This is a genomic window from Marinobacter sp. V34, from assembly GCF_055524115.1.
This window is the reverse complement of sequence record NZ_JBUPZY010000002.1, coordinates 210,249-237,021: the sequence shown is the minus strand read 5'-3', so window position 1 is coordinate 237,021 and position 26,773 is coordinate 210,249. Positions and strand designations below refer to the sequence as shown.

General features: G+C 57.3%; 21 protein-coding genes. 18 read left to right on the top strand and 3 right to left on the bottom strand.

Translation table 11 applies throughout. The annotated features are described in order from the left end of the window. Positions 1-32: 32 nt before the first annotated feature. Together AC0B60_RS04170 and AC0B60_RS04165 are read left to right on the top strand one after the other, a co-directional pair. Positions 33-2,798 (top strand): ribonucleoside-diphosphate reductase subunit alpha, encoded by a 2,766-nt coding sequence (locus AC0B60_RS04170; protein WP_465084274.1) that lies wholly within the window; start codon positions 33-35, stop codon positions 2,796-2,798. Positions 2,799-2,832: 34 nt separating this feature from the next. Beyond that, the gene (locus tag AC0B60_RS04165) at positions 2,833-3,891 is read left to right on the top strand and encodes a ribonucleotide-diphosphate reductase subunit beta (protein ID WP_465084272.1); all 1,059 of its coding nucleotides are present in this window, start codon (positions 2,833-2,835) and stop codon (positions 3,889-3,891) included. 4 nt (positions 3,892-3,895) lie between these two features. Here AC0B60_RS04165 and AC0B60_RS04160 read toward each other — a convergent pair whose 3' ends face one another. Continuing rightward, complete coding sequence (locus AC0B60_RS04160; protein WP_465084271.1) at positions 3,896-4,798, bottom strand: LysR family transcriptional regulator; 903 nt, start codon at positions 4,796-4,798, stop codon at positions 3,896-3,898. Positions 4,799-4,889: 91 nt separating this feature from the next. Between AC0B60_RS04160 and AC0B60_RS04155 the strand changes: the two genes are divergently transcribed. The 4 genes from AC0B60_RS04155 to AC0B60_RS04140 all read left to right on the top strand — a co-directional run bounded on the left by AC0B60_RS04155 (position 4,890) and on the right by AC0B60_RS04140 (position 8,744). Next, a complete protein-coding gene (locus AC0B60_RS04155) occupies positions 4,890-5,762 on the top strand; it encodes a sterol desaturase family protein (RefSeq protein WP_465084269.1) in 873 nt (290 codons plus the stop codon). A gap of 249 nt (positions 5,763-6,011) precedes the next feature. After that, complete coding sequence (locus AC0B60_RS04150; protein ID WP_465084267.1) at positions 6,012-7,067, top strand: diguanylate cyclase domain-containing protein; 1,056 nt, start codon at positions 6,012-6,014, stop codon at positions 7,065-7,067. A 126-nt stretch (positions 7,068-7,193) separates the two neighbouring features. Further along, positions 7,194-7,706 (top strand): hypothetical protein, encoded by a 513-nt coding sequence (locus AC0B60_RS04145; RefSeq protein WP_091644436.1) that lies wholly within the window; start codon positions 7,194-7,196, stop codon positions 7,704-7,706. Positions 7,707-7,775: 69 nt separating this feature from the next. Beyond that, the gene (locus tag AC0B60_RS04140) at positions 7,776-8,744 is read left to right on the top strand and encodes a surface lipoprotein assembly modifier (RefSeq protein WP_465084265.1); all 969 of its coding nucleotides are present in this window, start codon (positions 7,776-7,778) and stop codon (positions 8,742-8,744) included. Positions 8,745-8,754: 10 nt separating this feature from the next. On the opposite strand, the gene AC0B60_RS04135 is transcribed toward AC0B60_RS04140, so the two are convergent. Beyond that, positions 8,755-10,089 carry a S8 family serine peptidase gene (locus tag AC0B60_RS04135; protein WP_465084263.1) on the bottom strand — a complete coding sequence of 445 codons (1,335 nt, stop codon included), beginning with the start codon at positions 10,087-10,089 and terminating at the stop codon, positions 8,755-8,757. 127 nt (positions 10,090-10,216) lie between these two features. On the opposite strand from AC0B60_RS04135, the gene AC0B60_RS04130 reads away from it, so the two are divergent. The 3 genes from AC0B60_RS04130 (at position 10,217) to AC0B60_RS04120 (ending at position 13,421) form a co-directional block, all read left to right on the top strand. Next, positions 10,217-10,708, top strand: a complete 492-nt coding sequence (locus AC0B60_RS04130; RefSeq protein WP_041332886.1) for an RNA polymerase sigma factor — start codon at positions 10,217-10,219, stop codon at positions 10,706-10,708. After that, positions 10,705-11,430, top strand: coding sequence for a hypothetical protein (locus AC0B60_RS04125; RefSeq protein WP_465084261.1), 726 nt, complete (start codon positions 10,705-10,707; stop codon positions 11,428-11,430). Before AC0B60_RS04130 ends, AC0B60_RS04125 begins: the two co-directional genes overlap by 4 nt. A gap of 101 nt (positions 11,431-11,531) precedes the next feature. Further along, positions 11,532-13,421 (top strand): monovalent cation:proton antiporter-2 (CPA2) family protein, encoded by a 1,890-nt coding sequence (locus tag AC0B60_RS04120; protein WP_465084258.1) that lies wholly within the window; start codon positions 11,532-11,534, stop codon positions 13,419-13,421. A 12-nt stretch (positions 13,422-13,433) separates the two neighbouring features. Here the strand turns inward: AC0B60_RS04120 and AC0B60_RS04115 are convergent, their stop codons facing one another. Next, positions 13,434-16,349: a YncE family protein gene (locus AC0B60_RS04115; protein WP_465084256.1), complete on the bottom strand. Its 2,916-nt coding sequence runs from the start codon at positions 16,347-16,349 to the stop codon at positions 13,434-13,436. A 285-nt stretch (positions 16,350-16,634) separates the two neighbouring features. On the opposite strand from AC0B60_RS04115, the gene AC0B60_RS04110 reads away from it, so the two are divergent. The 9 genes from AC0B60_RS04110 (at position 16,635) to AC0B60_RS04070 (ending at position 26,765) form a co-directional block, all read left to right on the top strand. After that, entirely contained in the window at positions 16,635-17,384 is a 750-nt protein-coding gene (locus AC0B60_RS04110; RefSeq protein ID WP_465084254.1) for an NAD(P)H-dependent oxidoreductase, read from the top strand. Between the two features lie 66 nt (positions 17,385-17,450). Further along, the gene (locus AC0B60_RS04105; protein WP_465084252.1) at positions 17,451-18,557 is read left to right on the top strand and encodes a histone deacetylase family protein; all 1,107 of its coding nucleotides are present in this window, start codon (positions 17,451-17,453) and stop codon (positions 18,555-18,557) included. Positions 18,558-18,702: 145 nt separating this feature from the next. Then, complete coding sequence (gene ahpC, locus AC0B60_RS04100; protein ID WP_465084250.1) at positions 18,703-19,266, top strand: alkyl hydroperoxide reductase subunit C; 564 nt, start codon at positions 18,703-18,705, stop codon at positions 19,264-19,266. A 221-nt stretch (positions 19,267-19,487) separates the two neighbouring features. Continuing rightward, the gene (gene ahpF / locus AC0B60_RS04095) at positions 19,488-21,080 is read left to right on the top strand and encodes an alkyl hydroperoxide reductase subunit F (protein ID WP_465084248.1); all 1,593 of its coding nucleotides are present in this window, start codon (positions 19,488-19,490) and stop codon (positions 21,078-21,080) included. A 203-nt stretch (positions 21,081-21,283) separates the two neighbouring features. Beyond that, positions 21,284-21,892: a transcriptional regulator BetI gene (betI, locus tag AC0B60_RS04090; RefSeq protein ID WP_465084246.1), complete on the top strand. Its 609-nt coding sequence runs from the start codon at positions 21,284-21,286 to the stop codon at positions 21,890-21,892. 5 nt (positions 21,893-21,897) lie between these two features. Then, entirely contained in the window at positions 21,898-23,364 is a 1,467-nt protein-coding gene (gene betB, locus AC0B60_RS04085) for a betaine-aldehyde dehydrogenase (protein ID WP_465084244.1), read from the top strand. Between the two features lie 21 nt (positions 23,365-23,385). After that, positions 23,386-25,071, top strand: a complete 1,686-nt coding sequence (gene betA / locus AC0B60_RS04080) for a choline dehydrogenase (RefSeq protein WP_465084243.1) — start codon at positions 23,386-23,388, stop codon at positions 25,069-25,071. Positions 25,072-25,297: 226 nt separating this feature from the next. Beyond that, the gene (locus AC0B60_RS04075; protein WP_465084241.1) at positions 25,298-26,515 is read left to right on the top strand and encodes a BCCT family transporter; all 1,218 of its coding nucleotides are present in this window, start codon (positions 25,298-25,300) and stop codon (positions 26,513-26,515) included. Between the two features lie 40 nt (positions 26,516-26,555). Beyond that, entirely contained in the window at positions 26,556-26,765 is a 210-nt protein-coding gene (locus AC0B60_RS04070; protein ID WP_465084239.1) for an acetyltransferase, read from the top strand. The last annotated feature ends 8 nt before the right edge of the window (positions 26,766-26,773 follow it).

Here is a 26,773-nt window from a genome sequence, read left to right as displayed (position 1 = left end):
CTTTGCATAAACGCGTACTCAGGAGAACGGACATGTCTACCGCCACTCTGGCCGAGCCCGGCCAATCTGCCTCATCCAGCACTGCTTCCCTACAGGTTATTAAACGTAACGGCGCTCTGGTTGGATTCAACGCCAGCAAAATCAGCGTTGCTGTGACCAAAGCATTTCTTGCCGTCGAAGGCGATGAAGCCGCGGGCTCAGCCCGTATCCACGATTCCGTGGAACAGGTTACGAATCAGGTCATGCAGGCCATCAGCCGCCGCTTGAAAGCCGGCGGGAAGGTGCATATTGAAGATATTCAGGACCAAGTGGAACTGGCGTTGATGCGTGCGGAGGAGCAGAAAGTGGCCCGCGCTTACGTCCTCTACCGGGAAGCTCATGCTCAGGAGCGGGCCAGCCTGGAGCCGGTTGAGGCGCATCCCACGCTGACCGTGAAGAAGGCGGGCGGCGACGTTGCACCGCTGGATCTGGGGCTAATGAAAGTCCAGGTTGAACGTGCCAGCCAGGGATTGGAGGGCATCAATGGTGAATCTCTGGTGGAAGGGGCGCTGAGGAATCTTTACGACGGTATCGCTGAGGAAGAGGTGTTGTCTGCGTTGATCATGACTGCCCGTGGTCGCATTGAGCAGGAGCCTGACTACAGTGCTGTGACCGCTCGCCTGCTGCTGGAACAACTTCGGCTGGAAACCGCGACCGCCCTGAAGCTGCCCCTAAGTTTGCCGCTGGCGGAAATTTACCCGCAGGCCCTGAGCACCTTTATTGAACAGGGTATCCACTACGAACTGTTGGATGACGCCATGGCGGCGTTCGACCTGGAACGCCTGGGTGCCGCCCTCAAGCCGGAGCGGGACCATCAGTTTGGTTTCCTGGGCCTGCAGACCCTCTACGACCGCTATTTCCTCAACTGGAAAGGTGACCGGCTGGAATTGCCCCAGGTCTTCTTCATGCGCGTGTCCATGGGCCTTGCGCTGCAGGAGGATGACCCCAATGCCCGGGCCATTGAGTTCTACGACCTGCTGTCATCGTTCGACTACATGGCCTCCACTCCGACCCTGTTTAACAGTGGTACTCGCCATTCCCAGCTGTCGTCCTGCTACCTCACCACCGTACAGGATGACCTTGAAGGTATTTACGGTGCCATCCGCGACAACGCCATGTTGTCCAAGTGGGCTGGCGGCCTGGGTAACGACTGGACACCGGTCCGTGCGCTGGGCTCCCATATCAAAGGCACGAACGGCAGCAGCCAGGGCGTGGTGCCATTTCTGAAAGTGGTGAACGACACGGCGGTGGCGGTGAATCAGGGCGGCAAGCGAAAGGGCGCCGTGTGCGCATACCTGGAAAGCTGGCACCTGGATATTGAGGAGTTCCTGGAGCTACGCAAGAACACCGGCGATGAACGTCGTCGTACCCATGACATGAACACCGCCAATTGGGTACCGGACCTACTGATCGAACGCATGCGCAGTGATCAGGACTGGACCCTGTTCTCGCCAAACGACACTCCGGACCTGCATGATCTGTACGGCAATGCGTTCAGGGAACGCTATGAGGAGTACGAGGCGATGGCAGCCAGGGGCGAGATCACCCTGTTCAAGACGGTGTCTGCCAAACAGCTCTGGCGCAAGATGCTGACCGTGCTGTTCGAGACCGGTCATCCGTGGATTGCCTTCAAGGACCCATGCAATCTGCGATCGCCTCAGCAGCACCGGGGCGTGGTGCACAGCTCCAATCTATGCACCGAAATCACCCTGAACACCAGTGCGGATGAGATCGCCGTGTGCAACCTGGGGTCCATCAACCTGGCGGCCCATGTCCACAACGGTGAGCTGGATGTCCAGCGCCTCGAACGCACGATTAATACTGCGGTTCGCATGCTCGATAATGTGGTCGACATCAATTACTACGCAGTGCCCCAGGCCAGGAACTCGAATTTCAAGCATCGGCCCGTTGGCCTGGGCCTGATGGGCTTCCAGGATGCGCTGTATCGGCTCAATCTGCCCTACACCAGCCCGGAAGCGGTGGAGTTTGCCGATGTGGCGATGGAGCAGATCAGTTATTTCGCGATCCGGGCCTCGGCGGCGCTGGCCGGTGAACGCGGTGCCTACGAGACCTACGAAGGCTCGTTGTGGCACGAGGGAGTTTTACCCATTGATTCCATTAATCTGCTGAAGGCGAACCGCCGTGACGGCGATTTGAGCCTCAACACCGACACCCGCCTCGACTGGACGCCCGTGCGGGAACTCATCTCCCGCAATGGCATGCGTAACAGCAATGTGATGGCCATTGCGCCAACGGCGACCATCTCCAACATCGTCGGTGTGTCCCAGTCCATCGAACCGGCGTACCAGAACCTGTTCGTGAAATCGAATCTCTCCGGCGAGTTCACCGTGGTCAATCCGTCGCTGGTGCGTGATCTGAAAGCAGAAGGCCTTTGGGACAACGTGATGGTGAACGATCTCAAGTACTTCGATGGCAGTGTGCAGCAGATTGATCGCATTCCGGCAGAACTGAAGGCCCGGTACGCCACCGCCTTTGAGATCGATGCCCGCTGGCTGGTGGAGGCGGCGGCCAGGCGCCAGAAATGGCTGGATCAGGCCCAGAGCCTGAACCTCTACATGGCGCAACCCAGTGGCAGGAAGCTGGACGAGCTGTACCAACTGGCCTGGGAGCGGGGGCTGAAAACCACCTATTACCTGCGTTCACTGGGGGCCACGGGCGCCGAGAAAACCGCCCCGGTAGCGGCCCCGCAGCCACAGGTATGCAGCATTGATGAACCGGATTGCGAAGCCTGCCAGTAACTCCGACCGCCACCAAGAATTGTGAGGTAAACAGATGCTTAACTGGGACGACGAATCAAACACTCAAACCCGCCTGGCCACCCAAGACGGACCGGCCCCGGTCAATGTCGATGACAAGCGGGTTATCAACGGTGAAACCGACATCAATCAGCTGGCACCCTTCAAGTATCCCTGGGCCTGGGAATACTTCATGAACGCCAACAAGAACCACTGGACGCCGCTGGATGTGAACATGGCGCAGGATGTTCACGACTACCACCATCGCCTGTCCGCACCGGAAAAGCACGTGTATGAGAACGTGCTGGCGTATCTGACGACGTCCGACATCCTCGCCATGCGCAATATAGGTCTGGCGGTGATGGAAAAAATGAGTGCCCCGGAACTGCAGATTTATCAGGCGCGGCAGGTGTACGAGGAAGCCATGCACACCTGGGCCTATCAGCACTGCATTGAAACCCTCAACCTGGACCAGAGCGAGATCTACAACCGCTATCGGGTGGTTCCAGCCATCAACGGCAAGATCCAGATGGCCAACCGTCGGCTGGATGCCGCCATGCGCTCTGATATGAATCTGCGCAACCGGGACGACCTGCAGGAATTCATTATGTCCTACCTCTTCTTCGCGGCAGTGTTTGAAGGTGCCTGGTTCTACAACGGTTTCAGCCCCATCTTCGCATTACAGCGTCGGGGCCTGATGCGGGGCACCGGTGAGCAACTGCAGTACATCCTGCGGGACGAAGCCATGCATTTCTCGTTCGGGCTGAAAGTGGTGAACCAGATCCTGGAAGAGGAAAACATCACGCTGGACCCCAAAGCCGTGCGCGATATGTGGGACGAGTCCGAAGCCGCTGAAACCGCCTACGCCAACTACATCCTGCGGGATCCGATCCTGGGCTACTCCGCGGAGTACCACAGCGAACAGTTCCGCTTTGTGGCCAATCGCCGGGCCAGAACCGTAGGCCTGGACGAGCCGTTCCCGGGTGCGAAAAACGTCTCACCCTGGCTGGACGAGCAGGCCACCCTGCGCAAGGAAAAGAACTTTTTCGAAACCCGGGTGATTGAGTACCAGACGGGTGCGCAACTGGAATGGTAAGGCGTCAGTCTGTGACACTTTCCATCAGGCGCTGGCGGAACCACAAGTGGGCCGGGTCGTTGTCCATCACCGGGGCCCACAACAGGTAAACCGGTAACGGTGGCACATGTACCGGAAACGGCAGGGTCTTCAGCCCGAATGCCTGGGCGTACTGCTGGGCCAGACGTTCGGGCACCGTGGCAATCATGTCGGAGCGGCTGCACGTAGCCAGGATGCTGGCGAACTGGGTTACCCGGGCCCCGGTTCGCCGCTGCCAACCCGGCTCGTTGAGGATCTGGTCCAGGGGCAAGCGTCGGTTCCGATCCGGCAGTACAACGTGTTCGGCGTCCAGAAACTGCTGTTTGCTGCAATCTCTCCGCAGGTCGGGGTGGTCCTGTCGTGCCACCACCGCAAGCCGCTCCGCGAGAAGCACTTGCCGCCGTAATCGTTCGTTCTCCGTTGCAAAGGCATCCACGGCAAGATCCGCTTCGGCGGTATACAGCCTCTGGGGCATGTCATCGCCGGCCAGGGCGACCTCCACCACCACATTTGGCGCCTCGCTTCTCAGGCGTGTCAGTAACGTTGGTAACACCACCATTTCGAAATAGTCGTTGCTGAGTACGCGAAAGCGGCGCTGGCTGGTGCCTGGTACGAAGCGATTGGCCGGATCCAGCGTATCCCGCATGGCGCCTAACTGCTGGCTGAGGCTTCTGTGCAGCTCACGGGCGCGGGGCGTCGGCACCATACCCTGATGGGTACGCACAAACAGGGGATCACCCAGGGTATGACGCAGGCGCTGCAATGCGGCACTGATCGCCGGTTGGCTCATGCCCAGGGTGTCTGCAGCACGGGAGAGTTGCCCGGCTTCCATAATCGCGTCGAATACCGGCAGCAGGTTGAGGTCGACACTTCGTAAATTCAGCTTCATGGATAATACTTATACCAAATATTGAATAGAAAAATATAGCTCTCCCCAGTAGCGTCAGAAGACGTACAAACCCTCGTCTCGGAGAACAATAATGGACGATCAGAAACTGACGATGCTGGTTACGGCTTTTATTGTGGTCACAGCCCTCTGGGAGGTGCTAAGCGGCCGTACCCGTGAAGGTCGCAAGAACAGGCAGGATTGGCGCATGGCGTTCCTGGCCACGTTCATGATGGTGGCCGTGCAGCGGCCGCTGGTACTGCTGTTGCTGACGCTTGGCCTGTCAACGCTGCTTCCCGGCAGCGCTGGCTCATTGGCCTGGCTTGAGCAGGCGTACTTCTGGCCCACTCTGATTGTGTTTTTCTGTGTGGAAGAATTTATCCACGGCAGTTTCCACCTGTTTGCCCACCGGCGTCGCCCCAATAACAGGCTTCTGCAATGGGTTCAGGCGTTCTACAAGATGAGCCACCGCCCGCACCACATGTCGGGGGGCCAGGACAACAAGGGCCAATTGACGGTAACGCAGACCTTCGTCAATGGCTGGGCCTGGTGGCTGATCATGCCCAACTACACCTTCCAGTTGCTGTGTCTTTATCTGGGGCTGGTAGAGGTGTTCCTGATTGCTACCGCCTTCAAGGGGCTATGGGCGGCCCATACTCACGTGAACTGGAATTATGACCTGTATTTTCACAACCACCGCTGGGCCTGGGTGCGCAAGACCATGTGGGCACTGGCGCATATCCTGGTTTTTCCCACTCAGCATCACCATCATCACGCACGCGGGCCCAATTCAGCCAAGAATGTGACCTCCACGCTGGCGATCTACGATTGGCTGGTGTTTGGCACCCTCGCCATTGAAACCAGCAAACCCAAGGTCTATGGCTGGCGTCAGAAAGACCACGAGGCGAACAGCGCGCTGAAGCGCTATTTCTGCTGGGATGTGCGCTCCTATGTGCCGAAAGGCTGAAGATTGAGGCTCAAAATAGCCATGCTGGAAAGGTGACCTGAAAAATTGCCGGGTATGAGACCTTCTTGCCCGGCCCGGGCTCGACCAAGGTAATCGGTGTCGAGGTATGGGTCTGCGCCAGACGCATAAAGATGAACATTTGTTCACAATACCAATGCTGAGTGCTATGTTGAATGCAAGAAGCTTCTTCTATCACCTTCCGTTGTTGCCACATTCTGGAAGATGCTTCTTATGGGGGAGCCGGCGCTTATGGGGGCGGAGGAAAATAATACCGATCAGGAGATCATCGCCCGGCTTCGTGAGAAAGCCGAACGGCTGGAGCGTCTTGAAACCAGGCTCGAGACCCTGGAGAAGGAACATAAAGCACTGATGGACAGCAAGACCCAGCTGTCTGGTCAGCTCACCAGATACCACCGAAGCCTGGAAGAGTGGGAGTGGTTCTTCGAGCATTCCGTTCAGATGCTCTGCATCGCGGGACTGGACGGCCATTTCAAACGGGTTAACGCTGCTTTTGCCAACACGCTGGGGTACACCAAGGATGAGTTGATATCCCGCCCGTTCGCCGAGTTCGTGCATCCGGACGACCTGGCCAAAACTCGAAGGGAGCTCGAAGGGCTTGGCACCGGTCGCGACAGCATCAGCTTTGAGAACCGCTATCGCGCCAAGGACGGAAGCTGGCGCTGGATTGCCTGGTATTGCCCTGCTATCAGCAATATCACCACCAAACTCTTTGCCATTGCCCGGGATATCACCGAAGACCGGCTTAAGGAAGCGGCGATCCTCTACAAGGCCTCCCACGACTCACTCACCGGTTTGCACAACCGCTCCGCTTTTGAGGAGAACCTCGAAGACGCCATTGCCCAGCAAGTGCGCAATCCAACGGGTGAGGTGGTGCTGTACATAGTGGATATCGACGGTTTCAAGGAAGTGAACGACCGCTATGGCCACATCACCGGGGACCATCTGCTACAGGTCCTCGCCAGGAGGTTTCGCGATATTCAGCGCACGGGGGAGATGGTGGCGAGAGTTGGTGGTGATGAGTTTGCCTTTGTGGTGGACGGAAACACGCAGGAGTTAGGTTACTATCCCTGTGAGCCTTTGGCCGAACGGATCATTGCCCAGGCCAGTGAACCGGTCGAGCTGAATGAGGGGTCGGTTACCGTAGGTTGCAGCGTGGGGATTGCAACCTTCCCCGGAACCGCCGCCGATTTTTGTTCGCTGATTGTCCAGGCTGACAAGGCCATGTACGCCACCAAGAAATCCGGAAAGAACGGTTTTCGCAAATTTGATCCCTCGCTGAACTGATGGAGCATAAATGACCGAATATTTTATCCAGACGTCTACTTTTCCGATCACCATGGAATAAATCCCTTTCTCAGTCGTCTCCCTGATGAAAGCCACCCGAAACGGGTAAATCAGGAGGACGTAACCATGAAAAAGCATGTACTGACACTCGCAATCTGTTCCATTCTTTCCACCGGCGTTTTCGCCGCAGAAGGGTCTGGCGCGGCCAATGCAAACGCTCAGGCTGAGACCAACATGAGTGCGGAAGCCAGCACCCGCAACGGTGTTTCCGCGAATGGTGGTGCCTCTGCAAGCGCAGAGGGTAGTGTCAACGGCGAAGCCGCTCGAGACGAAGCTGCCGACCAACGCCAGGCGGCCAGTGAAGAAGCCCGCGGAAGGGCCGATCAGGCGGTCAGCGCTGGCGTTGAAACCGGCCAGAAGGTGCGAGCCACCGCCGATGCTACAGCGGACACAGCTCGCGATGAAGCTGGTGAGAAGCGCGAACAGGCGCAAGAGCGCATGAATGAGACCCGAAATGCTGAAATTCGCGCTGAAACCAATCAGCAGATCGGAACGTCTGTATCTGAGAGCGTCCGGAGTGAAGTGCAGAACACCGTCAAGGGGACCGTGAAAGGGTCCGGCAGTGGCGGCCTGCTGTAACCATTCCTCCAGACTCGCCGGGCCATAGGGCCCGGCTTTCTTTTGGACGCCCAAGTGAAAGGAGCAGACATGCAGTTGATTCAACGTATTTTGACCTTGCCCCTGGCCATTGGCCTGGCGTCACCGGCATTGATGGTTCAGGCGCAGGAGAAAGCGTCAGCGAACGGTTACCTTGAAGGCGGTTATGAGCACGACAGCAACGTGACCGTGGATGAACTGAACACGTCCGCCGATGAGAGCGATCAGGCCTGGGTTTTCGACGCCGGTCTGGAAGGCATCCTGAAACCCACCGAGCGATTAAACGTGACACTCGGCTACTCGCTGTCGGGCAGACGGTACCAGAACCTTGATGAGTTCGATCAGAACATTCACCTGCTCTCGGCCGATGTCAGTTATGACTTCGACCCGGTCACCGTTGGCTCCAGTTATTACTATTCCCACGCAACCCTGGGGTCAGACCCGTTCCTCGATTTCCGGCGTGCCAGTGTCTACCTGGGCAGCCTGCTCGCGGAGGACGTCTATCTGCGGGGCAGCCTGCAGGACAAGCGCAAGGAATTTGATGACAGTGATGCGCGGGATGCCGAGATAAAAGGCGCCAGTCTGGATGCATTCTTCTTTTTCAACCAGGCCCAGAGCCACTTTCTACTCGGTCTCGACGGTGATCGCGAAGATGCGGAAGCGAAAGCCTACGACAATGACCTGCTTCGCGTTCGGGTAGCGTTGGTGCATCGGTTTACCCTGGCCGGCGAGGAAAACCGCCTGCGGTTTGGCTGGCGTTATGAGGACAGGGAGTATGAAGAGGTGATGGTCACCAGTACCAGCCCGGTTCTGACGGACCCTCTGACCGGTGACCTTACCGAACGCTCAAGCAATGAGCGGGCGGACAAAGCCCGTATTCTGGAGGCCAGCTGGCGGATTGGACTCAACGAGGTGTTCAGTGTTGAGCCCAGTGTTTCCTGGGGCCAGTACACCTCGAACGTGGATTCTGCGGATTACGACAAGACGGTGGCGGGGGTGACGCTCAGGGCGGATTTCTGAAACCCGGCAGTCAGAAATCCAGAAAGCCGTGACCGAATTCGGTGTCCCGGCCAGGACGGCCAAGATCCTTCGCGGCATTGATCAGGGCACCAACGGCCCTGTCTTCCGAAAGTTCATTACGTTGGCAGGCCAGTGCAGCGGCAACCACCGGCGACGCCAGCGAGGTGCCGCTGTCTGCAACCATGCCGGCATCAGGGTGTGCTACCGGAACGGCGACGCCGTTGCTGGCAAACATCACCTGTTCACCCCGATTGGCCCAGCGGTAGAGCTTTCCGGAACTATCAGCCGCCGTCACACCGATCACTTCTGTGTAGGCGGCCGGATATAATGGCGGGGCAGAGGGCCCTTGATTGCCTACCGCCGCAACCATCAGCACGCCGCGCTCCCTGAGGCGGCTCACCGCCGCGGCGAGAAGCTGGTTGTCCGGGCCGGTCAGGCTGATGTTGATAACCGACAAATCCTGACCGGCCAGCCAGTTCAGGCCCTCCAGTAAATGGCCAAGTGTGGCGCCTGAGAGGGTGCGATCCCGGTCATAGAACACCGAGGCATTGAAGATCGTAGCCTGCGGCAGCCGGGCAGGCCATTGCCCAGGCCGGTTTCCCACCAGCAGGCTGGCGACGGCCGTGCCGTGAACTGCCGGCTCAGTCAGTGTTCCGTCCACTTCCGCCAATGCCAGAAAACGCTCCTGCACAACGTGTGCACTTTCAAATACCCGATGGTCTGTGGCAATCGACGTATCCACCATTCCAACGCGAACCGGGGCGGTGCAGAGGCTACGCCACTGTGGCATTTTGGTCTCTGACAGGGGCTCTTTCGCACCCGTTTGCGGAGCATAGATATGGTTGCGGTCCAGCCGATCCGCGAGTTCTGGTAGGGCGTCCTGTAGGGCATTATGGGAATCCAGCTCGGCAGTGACCCGGAACCGCACCACGGTCATACCCAGGCCGGTCAGCTCTCGGCGTTCGAGAATTGTGATCCCCGGCTGGTCAAGGCGGGCGAGTTCCGCAGCGGTACCGGTTACCAGCCACTGACCTTCCACGGCACGGAAACCGTCGTCCAGTTGGATATCATTGAACGCTTTCTGTCCCTGACGCGTGAGAATGGGAAGGACCGATGGTAACGCTTCGAGCGGTTCCATGAGCTCTGTGGCCTGTGTGTTGATCTGCTTCTCAAGGCGACGGTCCATGGCCTGCTCCACCATGCGCTGTGTCTTCTGTTCAACCTGGCGGGTTATCGGATCTATCTGGCCGCTGGTTACGTCACCGACACCGATGGACAAGGCCGGCGCGGAAAGCGTGCAAAGAGCGATTGCAGGGAACAAGTGTCTCAAGAGAAAAGGTTTCATCGTGCCCGTCCGATTAAAGATGTGTGTCATACGATACAACGGCCCGGTGGAAAAAAAATTCCTTCGTTCATGGAATAAATCGGTTTCCCGATCGTTTTACCGATAACACCTTTGGAAATGGAAGGCTATGAAAGAGGAAATCACCGAACTATTACCAAGGCTCCGACGATTCGCCTACTCGTTGACCGGCTCCCTGTCAGACGCCGACGACCTGCTACAGAATACGGTGGAGCGTTTGTTGACCCGGGACATGCCGGACGACGCCGATCTTACCAAGTGGGCATTCCGGGTTTGCCGTAACGTCTGGATAGACGAGTGTCGCGCCCGTAAGGTTCGGCGGGACGCCGCGGAACATCCGGAGTTGACGGATGGCCAAGTGATCAATGGCGAGCACCAGACCACCAAAGAGATCGAATGGCACCGGGTGGACGCTGCGATGGCAAGACTGCCACAGGACCAACGCCAGATTATCTCCCTGGTGGCAATCCAGGGCATGCCCTACAAAATCGTGGCTGAGATTCTGGAAGTGCCCAAGGGTACGGTGATGAGCCGGCTGGCCCGAGCCAGGGCGGCATTAAGCGAGGCCCTGGCGCCTGTAACCATGAGGACCGATTCATGAAGATGACTGATGAAACCCTGTCGGCTTTCCTCGATAACGAACTGACCGACGCGGAGATGGAAGCGGTTCGGGACCAGATTGAGAAGGATCCAACGCTGGCAGATCGACTGGCCGAGATGGCGTCCGTGGATGCCGAACTACAGGCCCATTACGGCTCGATCGATGACCGTCCCATGCAGGCATCAATTACCCAAATGCTGGAGGAAAAGGCCTCCCGGAGTGCTGCGCCCGCGCAGGACAATGTGGTCACCTTTCCGTGGTGGCGCAGGCTGCCCGGCCACACGGGTAAAGCGATCGCCGCCGCTATCATCGCGGGGGTGGCGCTGACGCAATGGCTGACGGTGGCAACGGACGGCGATCCGATGTCGCCCGCGGTGGCGAACGTTCTGGATAGCCAGCCCAGTGGCGAGGTTTACCAGGTTAATGACCAGGCAAGCCTGACGCCGAGACTGACGTTCCAGAGCCAGGCCGGCCAATGGTGCCGTCAGTTCCGCCTGGAGACGCAAACGTCCGCGTCGGAGCAAATTGCCTGTCGCACTGGCGAGGGTTCCTGGGAACAGGTGGCCACTGCCGAAGCAGAGCCCTCCCTGGCACCTGATGTATACCAGACAGCGAGCGGTGGCAGTGTGCTTGACGAGGAACTGGACCGGATGATGGCCACGCCCCCCGTTGGGCCGAACCAGGAGCGTGCGTTGCTTGAACAGCAGTGGAGGCGTCATTAACAGTCCTGCGTCCCAGCGGTTTGCGGTTCCGGTTGATGGCAACACGGGGGAATCCAGCTAGTATCAGGGTGTTTATCCTTCGCTGACCTGATGGGGCCGTAATGACCGAATACTTTATCCAGGCGTTTATCTATCTGACCGCCGCTGTTGTCGCGGTGCCATTGGCGAAGCGCCTGGGTTTGGGGTCGGTGTTGGGGTATCTGGTGGCCGGTGTCGTCATCGGGCCGGTGACGGGGCTGGTGGGCCAGGAAACCGCAACCATTCAGCATTTTGCCGAGTTTGGTGTGGTCATGATGCTGTTTCTGGTGGGCATGGAGCTGGACCCGAAATCCCTCTGGGCCATGCGGATTCGTTTGCTGGGCCTGGGCGGCCTGCAAGTGGTGCTCACCTCCGCTGCCGGAATGGCGATTGCCTGGTGGATGGGGCTGCAATGGCAGACGACCGTCGCCGTTGGCCTTATCTTCTCGCTGTCTTCCACCGCCATTGTTCTGCAGACCCTGAACGAAAAAGGGCTCAGCAAAACCGAGGGTGGCCGGGGCGCTTTCTCGGTGCTGTTGTTCCAGGATATTGCGGTCATTCCCATGCTGGCGGTGATTCCCCTGCTGGCGATATCCGAACTGGCGGGCGTTGGGGCGACGGACCCCGGGCACCAGGGCGGTTTCAGCCTGGTGGCGCATCTGCCGGGCTGGGCTCACGCCCTGGTGGTGATCGGCTCTGTGACTACGGTGATCGTCGGCGGTCATTACCTGAGCCGGCCCCTGTTTCGCTACGTGGTTCAGTCCGGTATGCGGGAGGTTTTTACAGCCACCGCGTTAATGCTGGTGATCGGTATTGCCGCGCTGATGAGCGTTGTCAATCTGTCGCCGGCGCTCGGGGCCTTCCTCGCCGGTGTGGTGCTGGCCAACAGCGAGTTCCGTCACGAACTCGTGGCCAACATCGAGCCCTTCAAAGGGCTACTGCTCGGGTTGTTTTTCATCACGGTGGGTGCCGGTATCAACTTTGAGGTGCTGGCGGCGCAATGGGGCACAGTGATCACATTGGCGCTGGCGGTTATCCTGGTCAAGGCAGCAATTCTGCTGCTCCTGGCATTGTTATTCGGGCTGCGGGGCCGCGATGGCTGGCTGTTCACCCTCGGGCTGGCCCAGGCCGGCGAATTCGGCTTCGTGCTGCTGACCTACAGCATGCAGAACAGTGTGATCCCCGCGGACATCGCCCAGCTTCTGGGATTGGTGGTGGCGCTGTCCATGTTCCTGACGCCGCTGTTGTTTATTGCCTACGACCGGCTGATCTTGCCGCGATATCGTGAAGCCCGCAATGAGCAGCGGGAAGCCGATGTGATCGAGGAGCAGGCGCCAGTGATCGTGGCCGGAGTTGGACGATTTGGCCAGATTGTGTGCCGGTTGTTGCGCGCCAACAAGATTCCCATTGTCGCGCTGGACCTGGCCCTGGATCAGATCGAAAACCTGCGACGTATCAACATCAAAAGCTATTTCGGTGACGCCAGCCATACGGGGTTACTGGAAACGGCGGGCATCGCCCACGCGCGCTTGCTCGTGGTTGCGATTGACGACCGGGATCGAGCCGTGGCCCTGGTGCACCATGTCAAACAACACTACCCCGGCGTCTGGGTACTGGCACGGGCGTTCGACCGGGGCCATGGCTACCAGTTGCGCCAGGCGGGCGCTGACGACGTTGTCAGCGAAACCTACCACTCGGCAGTGGAGCTTGGGGGGCATGCGCTGACCGCGTTTGGCGTTCACCCATTGCGGTCTCGACAGATGACCTGGGCGTTTATCAATAATGAGAAGTCACACGAGGACGAACTGTTCGACGCCTGGAAGGAAATCGAGGAGGGTATCCGCTTCAGCCCACGTTACGGTGAGCTGTTCATGAAGCTGGAGCACACCCTCGGTGATGTTATGCAGCAGGACTGGGAACCGCCCAGCCGTGAGGAGGTGCCCTTGTGGTCACCTCCTAAAAAGGATGAGTGATGTTTACGGTGGCTAGTTGGTGCTGAGCCGGCGCCGACCCCATCCCATCATTAACAGCAGGGCCAATAACGGCCAGGACATGCTACCTCCGCCTCCACCGCCGGACGATGAGTCGTCAGAGGCCGAGCCGGAGGCAACGGAGTTGTCCACTTGCTGGACGTTGTAGGCCGACAGCTCAGCGTCTGGATCAAGGGAGCTGTAGATCCGCCCCACACCCTCCGCAAAGGCCTCAAATTCAATAGTATTGTCCAGAAGCTGTCCATCCATGGTGATACGGGTTTTTCTGAGTGTGACCAACACGGCACGCGGCTCCCCGTCTACGCTGGTTGTGGACTCCTCAATCAATTCAATGGTTGTGGTGAAATTGACCTGATTGCCCTGCCGGCCATTGATGTAGCTGGAGAGGGTGGCACGTGAAGTGACACTCGTGCCCAGCTCAAGCGAGCTGGGGATCATTAGCAGACCATCCCCGTAGGTGATTCGAATTCGATCTCCTTCCGAATCAACAAACCGGCTTTCAAGCAGATAGACGCCAGTAGTACGACGTACCAGGCGGTCATCGCCATTGGGGAAAATGAACTTGAACATACCTGCGCCGCTTATGGATTCGCTTCGGAACTGGTAGCCATCCGATGGGTCGGAGAAAACCCAGGTGATGTCCCCCAAGGGGAAAAAGTCCATCGTATTGTGGGTGGGAAAGTCGTCGGAAACGTCCGGGTTGTACCCGGAGGCGACTTCTGAGGCGTTCGTGGCGCCGTCACCGTCATAGTCCTGGGACGCATCATCGGGATTGTATGGGTCGAGCGCCAGATACTGGTCTTCCAGCGAGTCTGGCAGGCCGTCTCCATCGGAATCGCGGTTGGGATCCCCTGCAGGATAATCCTCCTCATCGGTCATGGATGTACCGTTGAGGTACTCGCTCAGATTGCTGTAACCGTCTGCGTCCAGGTCTTCCTGGGCATCGGCACTGTCAAAGGGATCCAGTCCCACTGCGAGTTCGTCTGTGTCGGGGATGCCGTCGTTGTCGGAATCATTGTCACAGGCGTCGCCAAACTCATCGCCATCATGATTGTCTTGATTGGCATTGGCGGTGTTGGGGCAGTTATCTTCGAGGTCAAACAGCCCGTCGTCGTCAGTGTCCGCTGTGAAATCGAGTACTGAGATGTCAGGCCCCCCGCTTGCGGCCATTTCAATCGCCACCAGGTGGGCGCCATAGGCCAGAATACGGGTGTCCAGGGCATCGAATATAGAGTTCTCTTCAAGGAGCTCGTAGTTGTCGGACCAGGTTTGCAGCACGGCATTGCCATCAACTGCTGCAATGGTGTGGAGGGTATCTCCCGTCCAGGCGGCGTCTGTTATTTCATTGGACAGATAGTTGAGTTCGGCGAGGGAATAGGCGTCGTGGAGCTTGCCTCCGCCGGTCAGCAGCAATTGGCCTGCAGGGTCGAAGTGCAATGGTGCGGCTGCGTAGCCGCTGCTGTGATAGGGGGAGTCGCCCTTGCTGCCCAAAAGCCCGGTGGTTGAGCTCAGCTCGGACCATTCAATGTCATTGGGCGATGTTCCGGACCGGAAGTGATAGATACGCTCGGTGACAGGATTCCATAGGTATTCTGAGCTGGCGTGCCGCCATTCAACGGAGTCCACCATTGTTCCGGATGCGTCAAAGCTGTAGAACCGCTCCCAGGCACCGGAGGCATCCACCGCAAAGAGATAATCGCCTGCGGATTCCAGACCCAGAACACTTTGTGGCAGGTTGGTGAACGGAGTTTCCTGAAGTGTCCCGGTGGACACGACTATCTGGCTGATCTTTCCACCGGTGTAGCCCAGGTAAAGTCGCCCATGGGCTGGGGAATACGTCATCCACGTGGGTGGGTTCAGCAGGCCGATGCTGTCAACATAGGTTTGCGTTTCCGCCGACCAGATGTGAATGGCCAGTGTCTTCCGGTCGGCCAGATACAACAGGCCTTCCTGGCTGTCGAACTCGATGAAATCCGGGATGAAATCCGAAGTTTCCGGATTGGGGGGCTCGCCTGGCGATGGCGTGGCAAGACTGTCGAGGTCCAATACTTCAACACCGATCTGACTGCTGTTCTCGTAGAAAGCAAAGACAGCGTCACCGTAGCTGGCAATTTTCATAGGTTGCTGGTTGAGGCCCATCTGAGCCACTTCCAGCATGGCGTTGTTGTATTGATGAACGGTATTGCCACGGAGCACCAGCAGGTCGCCCTGCCAGAAAGTCATATCGTCAAACGCGCCAGCAAGGCTGCCGGCGTAGGTCAGGTCGTTGGCGAAATAAAGGATGCCCTGATTGTCGAGTACGCGACTTTCATCCGGGAACAGGTAAAGTTGACTGGCACTGGGATAATCCCCGTGGGCGGGGCTGTCCTGCTCATTACCTATTATGCCACCAGCGTTGAGAGGAATCTTGTGGATATCCGACGGTGAAACGCCGAGCGAACGGTAATACAGCGCTGACGATGATGCGACGGAACCGGTGCCCCGTTCATAAAACGTTTTTTCTTCTATCAACGAGTAATCTGACAGGTCCCGTGCCATGATCCTGTCGAAACCCTGTACCAGGTAAAGGGCATTGCCTACCGCATGGAGTGCCGTCATGTCTTCGCCGGTATTAGCAATGAAAGCCGGTGTCTGCGAATCGAGATCGATCGCGTAGGCGCTACGCCGATAGGCCACATACAGATTGTTGCCCTGAATGTCTGCTGCAGCAGGTACGTTATTGAGGGAAATCTCCGACAGCATGGATTGCGACACCATGTCGTAGCGGACGACTTTATTCGGGGCAGAAAAAGTGAAATAAATCACACCGTCATCCTGGTCGATATCAACCAGCGCAGCGTGAGAAACGGTAGAAAAAAAGCAAAAACACACCAGAAAGAACGCCTTCAGCGCCTTTGGAGAATGTCGCATACAACGTTCCCTGTTTAAGTGACTGGACAACGATACGGAACGCGAATCAGGCGTTCTTCACACACATCACATGCATCGTGCACGGTTTAATGTTAGTTGATTAAGGATAGTTAATCATCCGCAACATTAATTTGATTGGCGTCTCATTGGTAAAACTCCGCTTTGCCGAGGCTCCATCGAAGGTATTGTTCATAAGTGCAAGCACAACTCTCATTTTTTTGGAATACATGTTCGTTTTTGGTGGAGTTAGTCTGAATTCACCGAAACACGAAGGAGAGTTCAGGCATGAAGGTACTGATGATTCTGGCCCACCCGGAACGGCGGTCATTCAGTGGTGGTTTGGTGGATGTGGCTACAAAAACCCTGAATCTGGCGGGGCATGATGTAGAAATAGACGACCTTTATGGGGAAGGTTTTGATCCGGTGGAGCGTTCGTCGTGGTATGACAAGGGGCAAGATGAGCGCTATTTTGCTCCGCTGACGGAGCAGAGGGCTCATTATGACGCCAATGCGTTGCCTGGGGACGTGCAGCGAGAGATCGCTCGGCTGGAGTGGGCTGACCTGGTGATTTTCCAGTTTCCGTTGTGGTGGCATTCGCAACCCGCGATGCTGAAGGGTTGGTTTGACCGGGTACTGGTCTATGGTGGGCTTTATTCAGGAAGCATGCGTTACGATCGCGGCTATTTCCGCGGGAAACAGGCGATGTGCTCTGTGACCTCAGGTTCGCCGGAACAGGCGTTCATGCCGTTTGGCCGTGCCGGCAATATGGTGGAGTGGCTGTGGCCGATTCATTCTTCGCTGTATTACGTGGGTTATGACGTGCTTGCGCCGCACGTAAGCTATGGGGTGCAGGGTGGCGGCATCAGCTATCAGGAGGAGGACGCGTTCCGGGACCATCTGGAGGCACTGAAAGACCGGTGGGCGCGCCGGTTGTCGAGGATTGAACAGGACTCGCCAATTCCCTTTACCGGCTGGAATGACTGGGATGATGCTGGAGTGCTCGAACACTCGCATCCAATGCGTTGGCGGTTGTGAGTAACGTTGTGATTTGCCCTGATAAGACTATGCTTGAGCAAAGGGCCGGCAGAGGAGCGCATCGCCTTGGTACAACAACGGGACGTCACGGTCTTTTATGATGAACGGGTGCTGGCCCATCACCCTGATACCAACATGGATTTCCTGCCTGGTCGCCTGGACAAACGGGTACGCTCCATTCTGTCGGGCCTTAATGTGCAGTGGAAGTACCCGGAGCATCCAGGCCGTATGACTGCGATCATGGACTTGCTCGCCCGTGAGCCCATCCCCGGGGTTCGGATCGAGCCTGGTAAGGCGGCAACGCCGGATCAGTTGAGCCGGGTTCATACGACTTCCTTTCTGGACGACATATTTTCATTGCGGGACGAAAGTGCGTGGCTGGATGTGGATACCACAGCCGTTTCACCGGGCAGTGTTGAAGCGGCCGAAGTGGCTGCAGGTACCGCAATCGCTGCGGTAGAAGCGGTGGTTGAGGGCCGCACGAACAGCGCCTTCGCAATGGTCAGGCCGCCAGGCCACCATGCCGAACCAGTACGTGCAAGGGGATTCTGTCTTTTCAATAATGTGGCCGTCGCGGCCGCACACGCGCAGGCTGAGCTGGGCTGTGAACGGGTATTGATCGTTGATTGGGACGCCCACCATGGCAATGGTACCCAGGACATCTTCTGGGCTGATCCGGACACCATGTTTTTTGATATTCACCGGGCCGCACCATTTTACCCGGGCAGTGGCGCGTTAACCGACGTAGGCGCCGGCTTGGGCGAGGGCACCACCATTAACGTGCCCATGCCCGGTGGCGCGGGGGATGTAGCTTACCTGAAAGCCTTGCGGGAGATACTGGTACCCGCCGCAGACTATTTCAAACCGGACCTGGTACTGGTCTCCGCCGGCTTTGATGCCCATTGGTACGACCTGGCGCTCAATGTGTCCTACGAAGGCTTCGCGGCCATGACGGGCATTGTGCAGGAGATCGCGGACAAGCACTGTAAAGGCCGGCTGGTCATGGTACTTGAGGGCGGTTACAATACCGAATCGTTGTCTCATGGCGTGCACGCAGTGCTTCAGGCACTGGTCGGAGGCACGTTGACGGAACCAAGGGTCTGCGGCATGGAAGAAGTGGACACGGCCATCGACTTTCATAAGGGCGCTTTCGAGCCCGATAACACGGATTAGTCTTTTCCTGCAGCCTTCCCAAAACTAAATAGCGGTTTCCTATCGAACGACTAAAAACAATCAATTTGAATGTTTTTGATCAAATCAATACCTTAGCAACTCACGTTAGCCAATGCCTAAACTCAACCAACTGGAGATATCTACTATGGGTATGATTAACAGCGAAATTAAGCCGTTCAACGCCACCGCCTTCAAGAGCGGCGAGTTTGTTGAAATTTCCGAAGCCGACGTAAAAGGCAAGTGGTCAGTATTTTTCTTCTACCCGGCCGATTTCACCTTCGTTTGCCCGACTGAACTGGGCGACGTTGCCGACAAATACGAAGAGCTGCAGAAGCTGGGTGTGGAAGTATTTTCCGTATCCACCGATACGCACTTCACCCACAAGGCGTGGCACAGCAGCTCCGAGACTATCGGCAAGATCAACTACTTCATGGTAGGCGACCAGACCGGCACCATCACCAACAACTTCGGTGTGATGCGTGAAGGCCAGGGCCTGGCAGACCGCGCTACCTTCCTGATCGACCCGGACGGCGTTATTCAGGCCATGGAAATCACTGCCGAAGGTATCGGCCGTGACGCTGATGACCTGCTGCGCAAGGTAAAAGCGGCCCAGTACGTTCGTAACCATCCTGGCGAAGTGTGCCCAGCCAAGTGGAAAGAAGGCGAAGCGACTCTGACTCCGTCACTGGACCTGGTTGGCAAGATCTAAGGTTTCGGTAACAGTGAAACCTGCAAAAGGCCCGCTCTGCGGGCCTTTTTTGTGCCTATCCAATTGATTTATTGAGTCGAATAGCAAGGGCCTATCAAATACTTTGGATCAATTAATTTGAGCTGTGACAGGCCAGTCCGTATCGTTTACGTATATTCGATTCACGACTCAAACCGAGTTCGCACATTCAGTTTTACGCTATCCAAAGGGGAAAAAAGAGCATGTTGGATGCCAGTATCAAGGAGCAGTTAAACGCCTATATGGACAAGCTGCAACAGCCGATCGAGTTGGTTGCGGCTTATGACGACAGCGAGAAGTCCCAGGAATTGAAACAGTTGCTGGACGAGCTCGAGCCCATGTCTGACAAGATCAGCCTGCGCACGGAAGAGTCAGAGCAAGTACGTCGCCCGTCATTTGCCATCAATCGTGTTGGCAGCGACATTGGCGTGCGATTCGCCGGCATCCCCATGGGGCATGAGTTTACCTCCTTTGTGCTGGCGCTGTTGCAGGTAGGTGGCCATCCGCCCAAGGCCAGTCAGGACGTGATTGATCAGGTGAAAGATCTCGACGGCGAGTTTGAGTTTGAAACCTATTTCTCGCTGTCGTGCCAGAACTGTCCGGACGTGGTTCAGGCGCTGAACCTGATGAGTGTGCTGAATCCTAAGATCAAGCACACCGCCATTGACGGTGCCCTGTTCCAGGACGAAGTGGAGCAGCGTGAGGTCATGGCCGTGCCCAGCGTGTATCTCAATGGCAAGCCGTTTGGCCAGGGTCGCATGACTCTTGAACAGATTATCGCAAAGGTAGATACCGGTGCTGAGGCCCGCGACGCTGAGAAGCTCAAGCAGAAAGACCCGTTCGAAGTATTGATCATCGGAGGCGGCCCGTCGGGTTCCTCTGCGGCTATCTATGCCGCGCGGAAGGGCATCTCTACCGGTATTGCGGCTGAACGCTTCGGCGGCCAGGTGGCGGACACCATGGGCATTGAGAACCTGATCTCCGTGCCCTACACAGAAGGCCCCAAGCTGGTGGCTGCCATGGAGCAGCACGTCAAGGAATACGACGTGGATATTATGAATCTGCAGCGCGCTGAAAAACTGATTCCGGCGGCTCGAAAGGGTGGTTACCACGAAGTACGGTTGGCCAATGGTGCCTCGTTGAAAGGTCGCACGTTGGTTCTGTCCACCGGTGCCCGCTGGCGCCAGATGGGTGTGCCAGGCGAAGAGGAATACCGCAACAAAGGTGTGGCCTATTGCCCGCACTGCGACGGCCCGTTGTTCAAGGGTAAACGCGTCGCGGTGATTGGCGGCGGAAACTCTGGCGTGGAAGCGGCCATTGATCTGGCCGGTATTGTTGGCCATGTGACTCTGATTGAGTTCGGTGCGGAAATGCGAGCGGACGATGTGCTGCAGAAAAAACTGCGCAGCTTGAAGAATGTGGAAATTGTCACATCGGGCCAGACGACTGAAATTACGGGCGAAGACGGTAAGGTAAACGGCCTGCAGTATACCGACCGCACAACCGGAGAAAGTCACCATGTGTCGCTGGAAGGCGTGTTCGTTCAGATCGGCCTGGTGCCCAACACCGAGTGGCTGAAGGGTGATATCGAGTTGAGCCAACACGGCGAGATCATTGTCGACGAGCGGGGTGAAACCTCCATTCCGGGTGTGTTTGCCGCAGGTGATGTCACCACGGTGCCCTACAAGCAGATCGTGATTTCTATGGGCGAAGGCTCTAAAGCCGCCCTGAGCGCGTTCGACTTCTTGATTCGAAACTCCGTTGATGAGAGCGAGAGTGACGAAGACGCGGCCTGAACCTCCCGCCTGAAACCAGGTTCACACACGGCTGACCCCTAACCAGTTCGTGTTTTCCAGCCCCGCCGCCCGGTTTCCGGAGAGCGGGGCTTTTTTATGGGCGTCGCAAAAGTAGACGGGGAGGCCAGGTTGAAGAGGTCGATTACTTTCTGTACACTTTATTTTAATTGAACGTTCAATTAATAAAACGGACTGGAAGCGCAATGCCGATTGTTGGCGTGAAAGACACCCGAAAGCAGCAGTTGATTGATGCCACCATGGCGTCCATTGCCGAGCTGGGGCTGCAGAACACCACCATCATCTCCATCAGCCGTCGTGCGGGTATGTCGTCGGGCATCATCAGCCACTATTTCGGCGGTAAGCAGGGGCTGATCGAAGCTGCGCTGCGATATTTGCTGGACCAGTTGGGGAAGGAACTGCGGGAACGGATGGCTCGCACCGATGGGTCGCCGGAACAACGCCTCCAGTGCATCGTAGAGGCCAATTTTTCCAAGTTCCAGCGCACCGATCTGGCGGCAAAGACCTGGCTGAGTTTCTGGGCCCGCTCCATGCATGAGCCTGGGTTACAGCGCCTGCAGCAGATCAATAACGCCCGGCTGTACAGCAATTTGCGATACTCCTTCGCCCGGCGCTTGCCCAAACAGGCGGCCACTGAAGCCGCCCGCCAGATGGCGGCGATGATCGATGGCTTCTGGTTGCGCAGTGCCCTGAGCACTGACCCTCAGGAAGGCTTCGCGGCCGCGGAAACACTGTGTAAGCGATTTGCATTGAACGCACTCAATCCGTCAACGAATTCACCCGATCAGGTTTGAACCCCATGACTGCATTACCTCGTTACCAGAACTTTATTCACGGTCAGCCAATGGCCAACGCCACCGGTGAAACCTTCCCGGTTGTGAATCCGGCCACGGGCGACGTGATCTATGAAATGGAAATCGCCGATGAGGCTGTCCAAAAGGCCGCGATAGACAGCGCCCAGGCCGGCTTCAAGGTCTGGTCTGCCATGACCGGAGTCCAGCGAGGCCGTATCCTCCAGCGCGCTGTGGCGTTGCTGCGGGAGCGTAATGACGAACTGGCCGCTCTGGAAGTGAAGGACACCGGCAAACCCTGGCAGGAAGCCCAGGTAGTGGATGTGGTAACCGGTGCTGACACTCTGGAGTATTTCGCAGGTTTGGCGCCTTCCGTTGAAGGCAATCAGCAGGATCTGGGCGGAGATTTTTATTACACCCGTCGTGAGCCTCTGGGAGTGTGTGCCGGTATTGGTGCCTGGAACTACCCACTACAGATCGCGTGCTGGAAGTCTGCTCCGGCCCTGGCGACCGGCAACAGCATGATTTTCAAACCGTCCGAGGAAACGCCCATGGGGGCGCTCAAGTTGGCGGAGATCTTCGTCGAAGCCGGTGTGCCAGCAGGCGTATTCAACGTCGTACAAGGCGCGGGCGATGTGGGTGCCTGGCTGACCCATAGCCCGGACATCGCCAAAGTGTCGTTCACCGGGGAAGTGGGCACGGGCCGGAAGGTAATGACCGCTGCCGCCTCCACGCTGAAAGACGTCACCATGGAATTGGGCGGCAAATCACCACTGATCATCTTCGACGATGCGGACATCGATAACGCCGTTTCCGCTGCCATGTTGGGTAACTTCTATACCCAGGGCGAGGTTTGCACGAACGGGACTCGCGTGTTTGTCCACGAAGACGTCTATTCCGAATTCATGGACCGCTTGCTGGAGCGGACCCTGAACAACATCCGTATGGGTGATCCCACTGATCCGGACACCAACTTTGGCGCATTGATCTCGCAGAAGCATCAGCAGCTGGTGCTGGACTATATCGAGAAGGGCATCGCAGAAGGCGCCACCCTCAGCCACGGCGGCAAAGCTGCAAAGCCGGCGTCCGCGCCCGGTGGATATTTCGTGGAGCCTACCATCTTCACCGATTGCAAAGATGACATGACTATTTGCCGCGAAGAGATTTTCGGGCCAGTGATGTCGGTACTGACCTTCTCCGATGAGGAGGAAGTCATCGGACGTGCCAACAACACCGAAACTGGTCTTGCTGCCGGAGTATTCACCAGCGACATCCGCCGAGCGCACCGCGTTATTCACCGCATTGAAGCGGGTATCTGCTGGATTAACAGTTACGGAGCGTCGCCCGCCGAGATGCCTGTGGGTGGCTACAAACTCTCCGGTGTCGGCCGTGAAAACGGCCGCGTCACGCTCGACCACTACACCCAGCTGAAGGCGGTGTACGTGGGAATGGAGGACATAGACAGCCCATTTTAAGCGGGTTGTCAGGAGTTGCGTATGAAAGAAGTGAACTACGATTACATCATTGTAGGCGCGGGGTCTGCAGGCTGTGTGTTGGCCAACCGGCTTACCGAAGATGGCCGCCACAGGGTGCTGCTGCTGGAAACCGGCGGCAGCGACAAGAGCATCTTTATCCAGATGCCCACAGCGCTGTCCATCCCCATGAACACCAAAAAATACGCTTGGCAGTTCGAAACCGAGCCGGAGCCCTATCTGGATAATCGCCGCATGCATTGTCCCAGGGGCAAGGTGCTGGGTGGTTCGTCTTCCATCAACGGCATGGTTTATGTGCGTGGCCATGCCCGTGATTTTGATGAATGGCAGGAACACGGCGCCGACGGCTGGGACTATCGCCACTGCCTGCCCTATTTCAAGAAGGCGGAAACCTGGGCCTTTGGCGCTGATGACTATCGTGGTGATCAGGGTCCGCTCGGTGTGAATAATGGCAATAACATGCAGAACCCGCTCTACAAGGCCTTTGTGGATGCCGGAGTGAATGCCGGCTACTTCGCCACCGACGATTACAACGGCGAGCGCCAGGAAGGTTTCGGCGCCATGCACATGACGGTCAAAAATGGCCGCCGCTGGTCTACCGCCAACGCTTACCTGCGCCCCGCCATGGCGCGGGACAATCTGACCGTGGTCACCCACGCGCTGGTGCACAAGGTGTTGCTGAAGGGCAAACAGGCCACCGGTGTGCGCTACGAAAAAGACGGCAAGCTGGTGGACGTTACGGCGTCAGAGGAAGTGATCCTGTCCGCGGGCTCTATTGGTTCGCCCCACCTTTTGCAGCTTTCCGGCATTGGCAACCGTCAGGTGCTGGAGCATGCTGAAATCGCCGTCAATCACGAACTGCCCGGTGTGGGCGGCAACCTGCAGGATCACCTGGAGTTTTATTTCCAGTTCCGCTGCAAGCAGCCGGTCTCTCTCAATGGCAAGCTCGACTGGTGGAACAAGCTCAAGATCGGTGTTCGCTGGTTGCTTAAGAAAGACGGCCTGGGTGCCACCAATCACTTTGAGTCCTGCGGCTTTATCCGCTCCAAGGCGGGCGTCGAGTGGCCGGATCTGCAATATCACTTTTTGCCAGCGGCCATGCGCTACGACGGCAAGGAAGCCTTCGATGGCGACGGCTTCCAGCTGCATATCGGCCACAACAAGCCCAAGAGCCGTGGTTCGGTAACTGTGCAGTCAGACGACCCGCGCCAGCCGCCGCGCATCCAGTTCAACTACCTGCAGCACGAGGATGACCGCGAAGGCTTCCGTGATTGCGTGCGCCTGACCCGTGAGATTGTCAGCCAGCCGGCGATGGACGCCTATCGAGGCTCCGAAATCCAGCCCGGCGTTGATGTGCAGAGTGACGAGGAAATAGACGCCTTTGTCCGCCAGGCGGTGGAAAGCGCCTATCACCCTTCCTGCACCTGCAAGATGGGTGTGGATGACCAGGCGGTGGTAGGGCCCGATACACGGGTTCATGGCCTCACCGGCCTGCGGGTAGTGGACTCGTCCATTTTCCCCACCATTCCCAACGGTAACCTGAATGCTCCCACCATCATGGTGGCAGAGCGTGCTGCTGACCTTATTCGTGGCTTGGCGCCACTGAATCCGTCCGACGCCCCGGTGGCGATGGACGAGCAATGGCAGGATCGCCAGCGCCCCGGAGGGGCCAGCCGCGAGATCGCCTAGTACCTGTCCCGGCGGCGAATTCGCCGCCGGTTGTTATGCAAACCATCAGGACTTACCTATCGTCGCTGCGGCGCGATAATCGTGCCGTTCTGAGCGCGCGATAGTTAAGTGTTGACCCGTCAACGCGGGGGTTTGTGTCCGATTCGAATGAGCATGTGCTTCAAAGTAGAGGAGGAACACCCATGTTGTCCTATATAATAAGTAACGCCAGAAACTGGAGGTGTGTATGACACTCTGGTTATCCACAGGCCTGATCTTCACCTTCGCAGCCGTCGCGCTGATCCTGTTCAAATGGTGGGACCTGAAAGTCATCGGCGTGACGCCGGTGCGCACCTTCACGTTTATCGCCATTCTGTTTACTTCGGGCCTGGACGTCGGCCTGATCATGTTTCCGCTGACGGAATTTGCCGGCTACGGCAACCTGACGGAAAGCCCCGAATACGGCTTCGCCAACCCACTGGCTATTGAGTTCGGGTTCTGGGCCTTTCTGATCTGGGGGTTCTACTTCCTTACCTGCTTTTACTTCTGTGTGATCGAGCCTCGGGTGAAGTTCTTCGACATACCGCTGGTACGAGTGGTCAACAATGTGGTGATCATAGGCACCTGCGCGTTCACTGCGTTCCTGTTGCTGGTCAACCTGCCCTGGTATCTGCCGGAAATTGGTGATGGCGAAACAGTCGTACCCACTTTCTATCTGATCGTCTTCGCGGCGATTGCGGCGGCAGTCTATTCCAGTAGTAAAATCAAATACGTTCGCATACTCAGCCTGGGCTCCAGTTGGCTGTTCATCGCGCTGATCGCGGTAATGTGGGGCCGGGCTTTCCTTACCGGCAATGGCAGTGTGGGTGACTTCTTTGGCACCGCAGGCTTGATCGGGGAGTACTTCGCTAACCTGCATCACTTTATGCTGCCGCTGAACGACTACCACGAGTTTTACCTGTTCTGGTGGTTCTCCTGGAGCATCATGATCGGCCAGTTCACGGCACGTTTTGTCAGTGGTCTGCGCACCTGGCAGTTGATGATCTCCATGCTGGTGTTTCCGTCCATCGCGATCGGTACCTGGTTTTCGGTGCTTTACCACTACCACGCGGAAGGCCTGAACATTGCCAGCTATATCAACATCGCCATGATCACGGTGGGTATCCTGATGGTGATCAACTCACTGGATTCGCTGATCCGGCTGTACACCGACAACCTCAACCTGACGGCAAGCCGACTGGGCCAGTGGAAATATTATTTCGGCAACCTGATTGTGATGTGCGGCCTGACGCTGCTGTTCCAGCTCGACTTCCTGCGCATTCAATGGGTGGGCGCCCTGGTGATTGCGCTCTACTTCGGCTGCTTCGTATACATTGTCACGAAACGTCGCGCTGAGGTGATGGGCATTGAAGGTTCGCCCAAAGAGAATACACTCGACTTCAGGAAGATTGAATTAGCGAGCTAGATAGCATCACACACCAACAGGGGAAACCCGGGAGGGCTTTATGTTTCTCGCCGAAAAATCGACCGGACACATGATCGAGGTGTTGGATACCAAAACGCTGTTTGATCCTAACGAATCGACCGTTGAGGGTAGCCTGCATTTTGGTGAAGAAGCCCAGGACCCGGAGTTTTTCGAAAAAGCGGGCCTGAATTTCCCGTCCGGGGAATCCCTGCCCCAGTGCTGGACCGACCCGGATTATCGCAGGCGGTGATCCGGGTT

Excerpts from the sequence above, each read along its gene's own strand:
- AC0B60_RS04170 (WP_465084274.1), top strand. The coding sequence starts at position 33 with ATGTCTACCGCCACTCTGGCCGAGCCCGGCCAATCTGCCTCATCCAGC.
- AC0B60_RS04165 (WP_465084272.1), top strand. The coding sequence starts at position 2,833 with ATGCTTAACTGGGACGACGAATCAAACACTCAAACCCGCCTGGCCACC.
- AC0B60_RS04160 (WP_465084271.1), bottom strand. The coding sequence starts at position 4,798 with ATGAAGCTGAATTTACGAAGTGTCGACCTCAACCTGCTGCCGGTATTC.
- AC0B60_RS04155 (WP_465084269.1), top strand. The coding sequence starts at position 4,890 with ATGGACGATCAGAAACTGACGATGCTGGTTACGGCTTTTATTGTGGTC.
- AC0B60_RS04150 (WP_465084267.1), top strand. The coding sequence starts at position 6,012 with ATGGGGGCGGAGGAAAATAATACCGATCAGGAGATCATCGCCCGGCTT.
- AC0B60_RS04145 (WP_091644436.1), top strand. The coding sequence starts at position 7,194 with ATGAAAAAGCATGTACTGACACTCGCAATCTGTTCCATTCTTTCCACC.
- AC0B60_RS04140 (WP_465084265.1), top strand. The coding sequence starts at position 7,776 with ATGCAGTTGATTCAACGTATTTTGACCTTGCCCCTGGCCATTGGCCTG.
- AC0B60_RS04135 (WP_465084263.1), bottom strand. The coding sequence starts at position 10,089 with ATGAAACCTTTTCTCTTGAGACACTTGTTCCCTGCAATCGCTCTTTGC.
- AC0B60_RS04130 (WP_041332886.1), top strand. The coding sequence starts at position 10,217 with ATGAAAGAGGAAATCACCGAACTATTACCAAGGCTCCGACGATTCGCC.
- AC0B60_RS04125 (WP_465084261.1), top strand. The coding sequence starts at position 10,705 with ATGAAGATGACTGATGAAACCCTGTCGGCTTTCCTCGATAACGAACTG.
- AC0B60_RS04120 (WP_465084258.1), top strand. The coding sequence starts at position 11,532 with ATGACCGAATACTTTATCCAGGCGTTTATCTATCTGACCGCCGCTGTT.
- AC0B60_RS04115 (WP_465084256.1), bottom strand. The coding sequence starts at position 16,349 with ATGCGACATTCTCCAAAGGCGCTGAAGGCGTTCTTTCTGGTGTGTTTT.
- AC0B60_RS04110 (WP_465084254.1), top strand. The coding sequence starts at position 16,635 with ATGAAGGTACTGATGATTCTGGCCCACCCGGAACGGCGGTCATTCAGT.
- ahpC (WP_465084250.1), top strand. The coding sequence starts at position 18,703 with ATGGGTATGATTAACAGCGAAATTAAGCCGTTCAACGCCACCGCCTTC.
- ahpF (WP_465084248.1), top strand. The coding sequence starts at position 19,488 with ATGTTGGATGCCAGTATCAAGGAGCAGTTAAACGCCTATATGGACAAG.
- betI (WP_465084246.1), top strand. The coding sequence starts at position 21,284 with ATGCCGATTGTTGGCGTGAAAGACACCCGAAAGCAGCAGTTGATTGAT.
- betB (WP_465084244.1), top strand. The coding sequence starts at position 21,898 with ATGACTGCATTACCTCGTTACCAGAACTTTATTCACGGTCAGCCAATG.
- betA (WP_465084243.1), top strand. The coding sequence starts at position 23,386 with ATGAAAGAAGTGAACTACGATTACATCATTGTAGGCGCGGGGTCTGCA.
- AC0B60_RS04075 (WP_465084241.1), top strand. The coding sequence starts at position 25,298 with ATGACACTCTGGTTATCCACAGGCCTGATCTTCACCTTCGCAGCCGTC.
- AC0B60_RS04070 (WP_465084239.1), top strand. The coding sequence starts at position 26,556 with ATGTTTCTCGCCGAAAAATCGACCGGACACATGATCGAGGTGTTGGAT.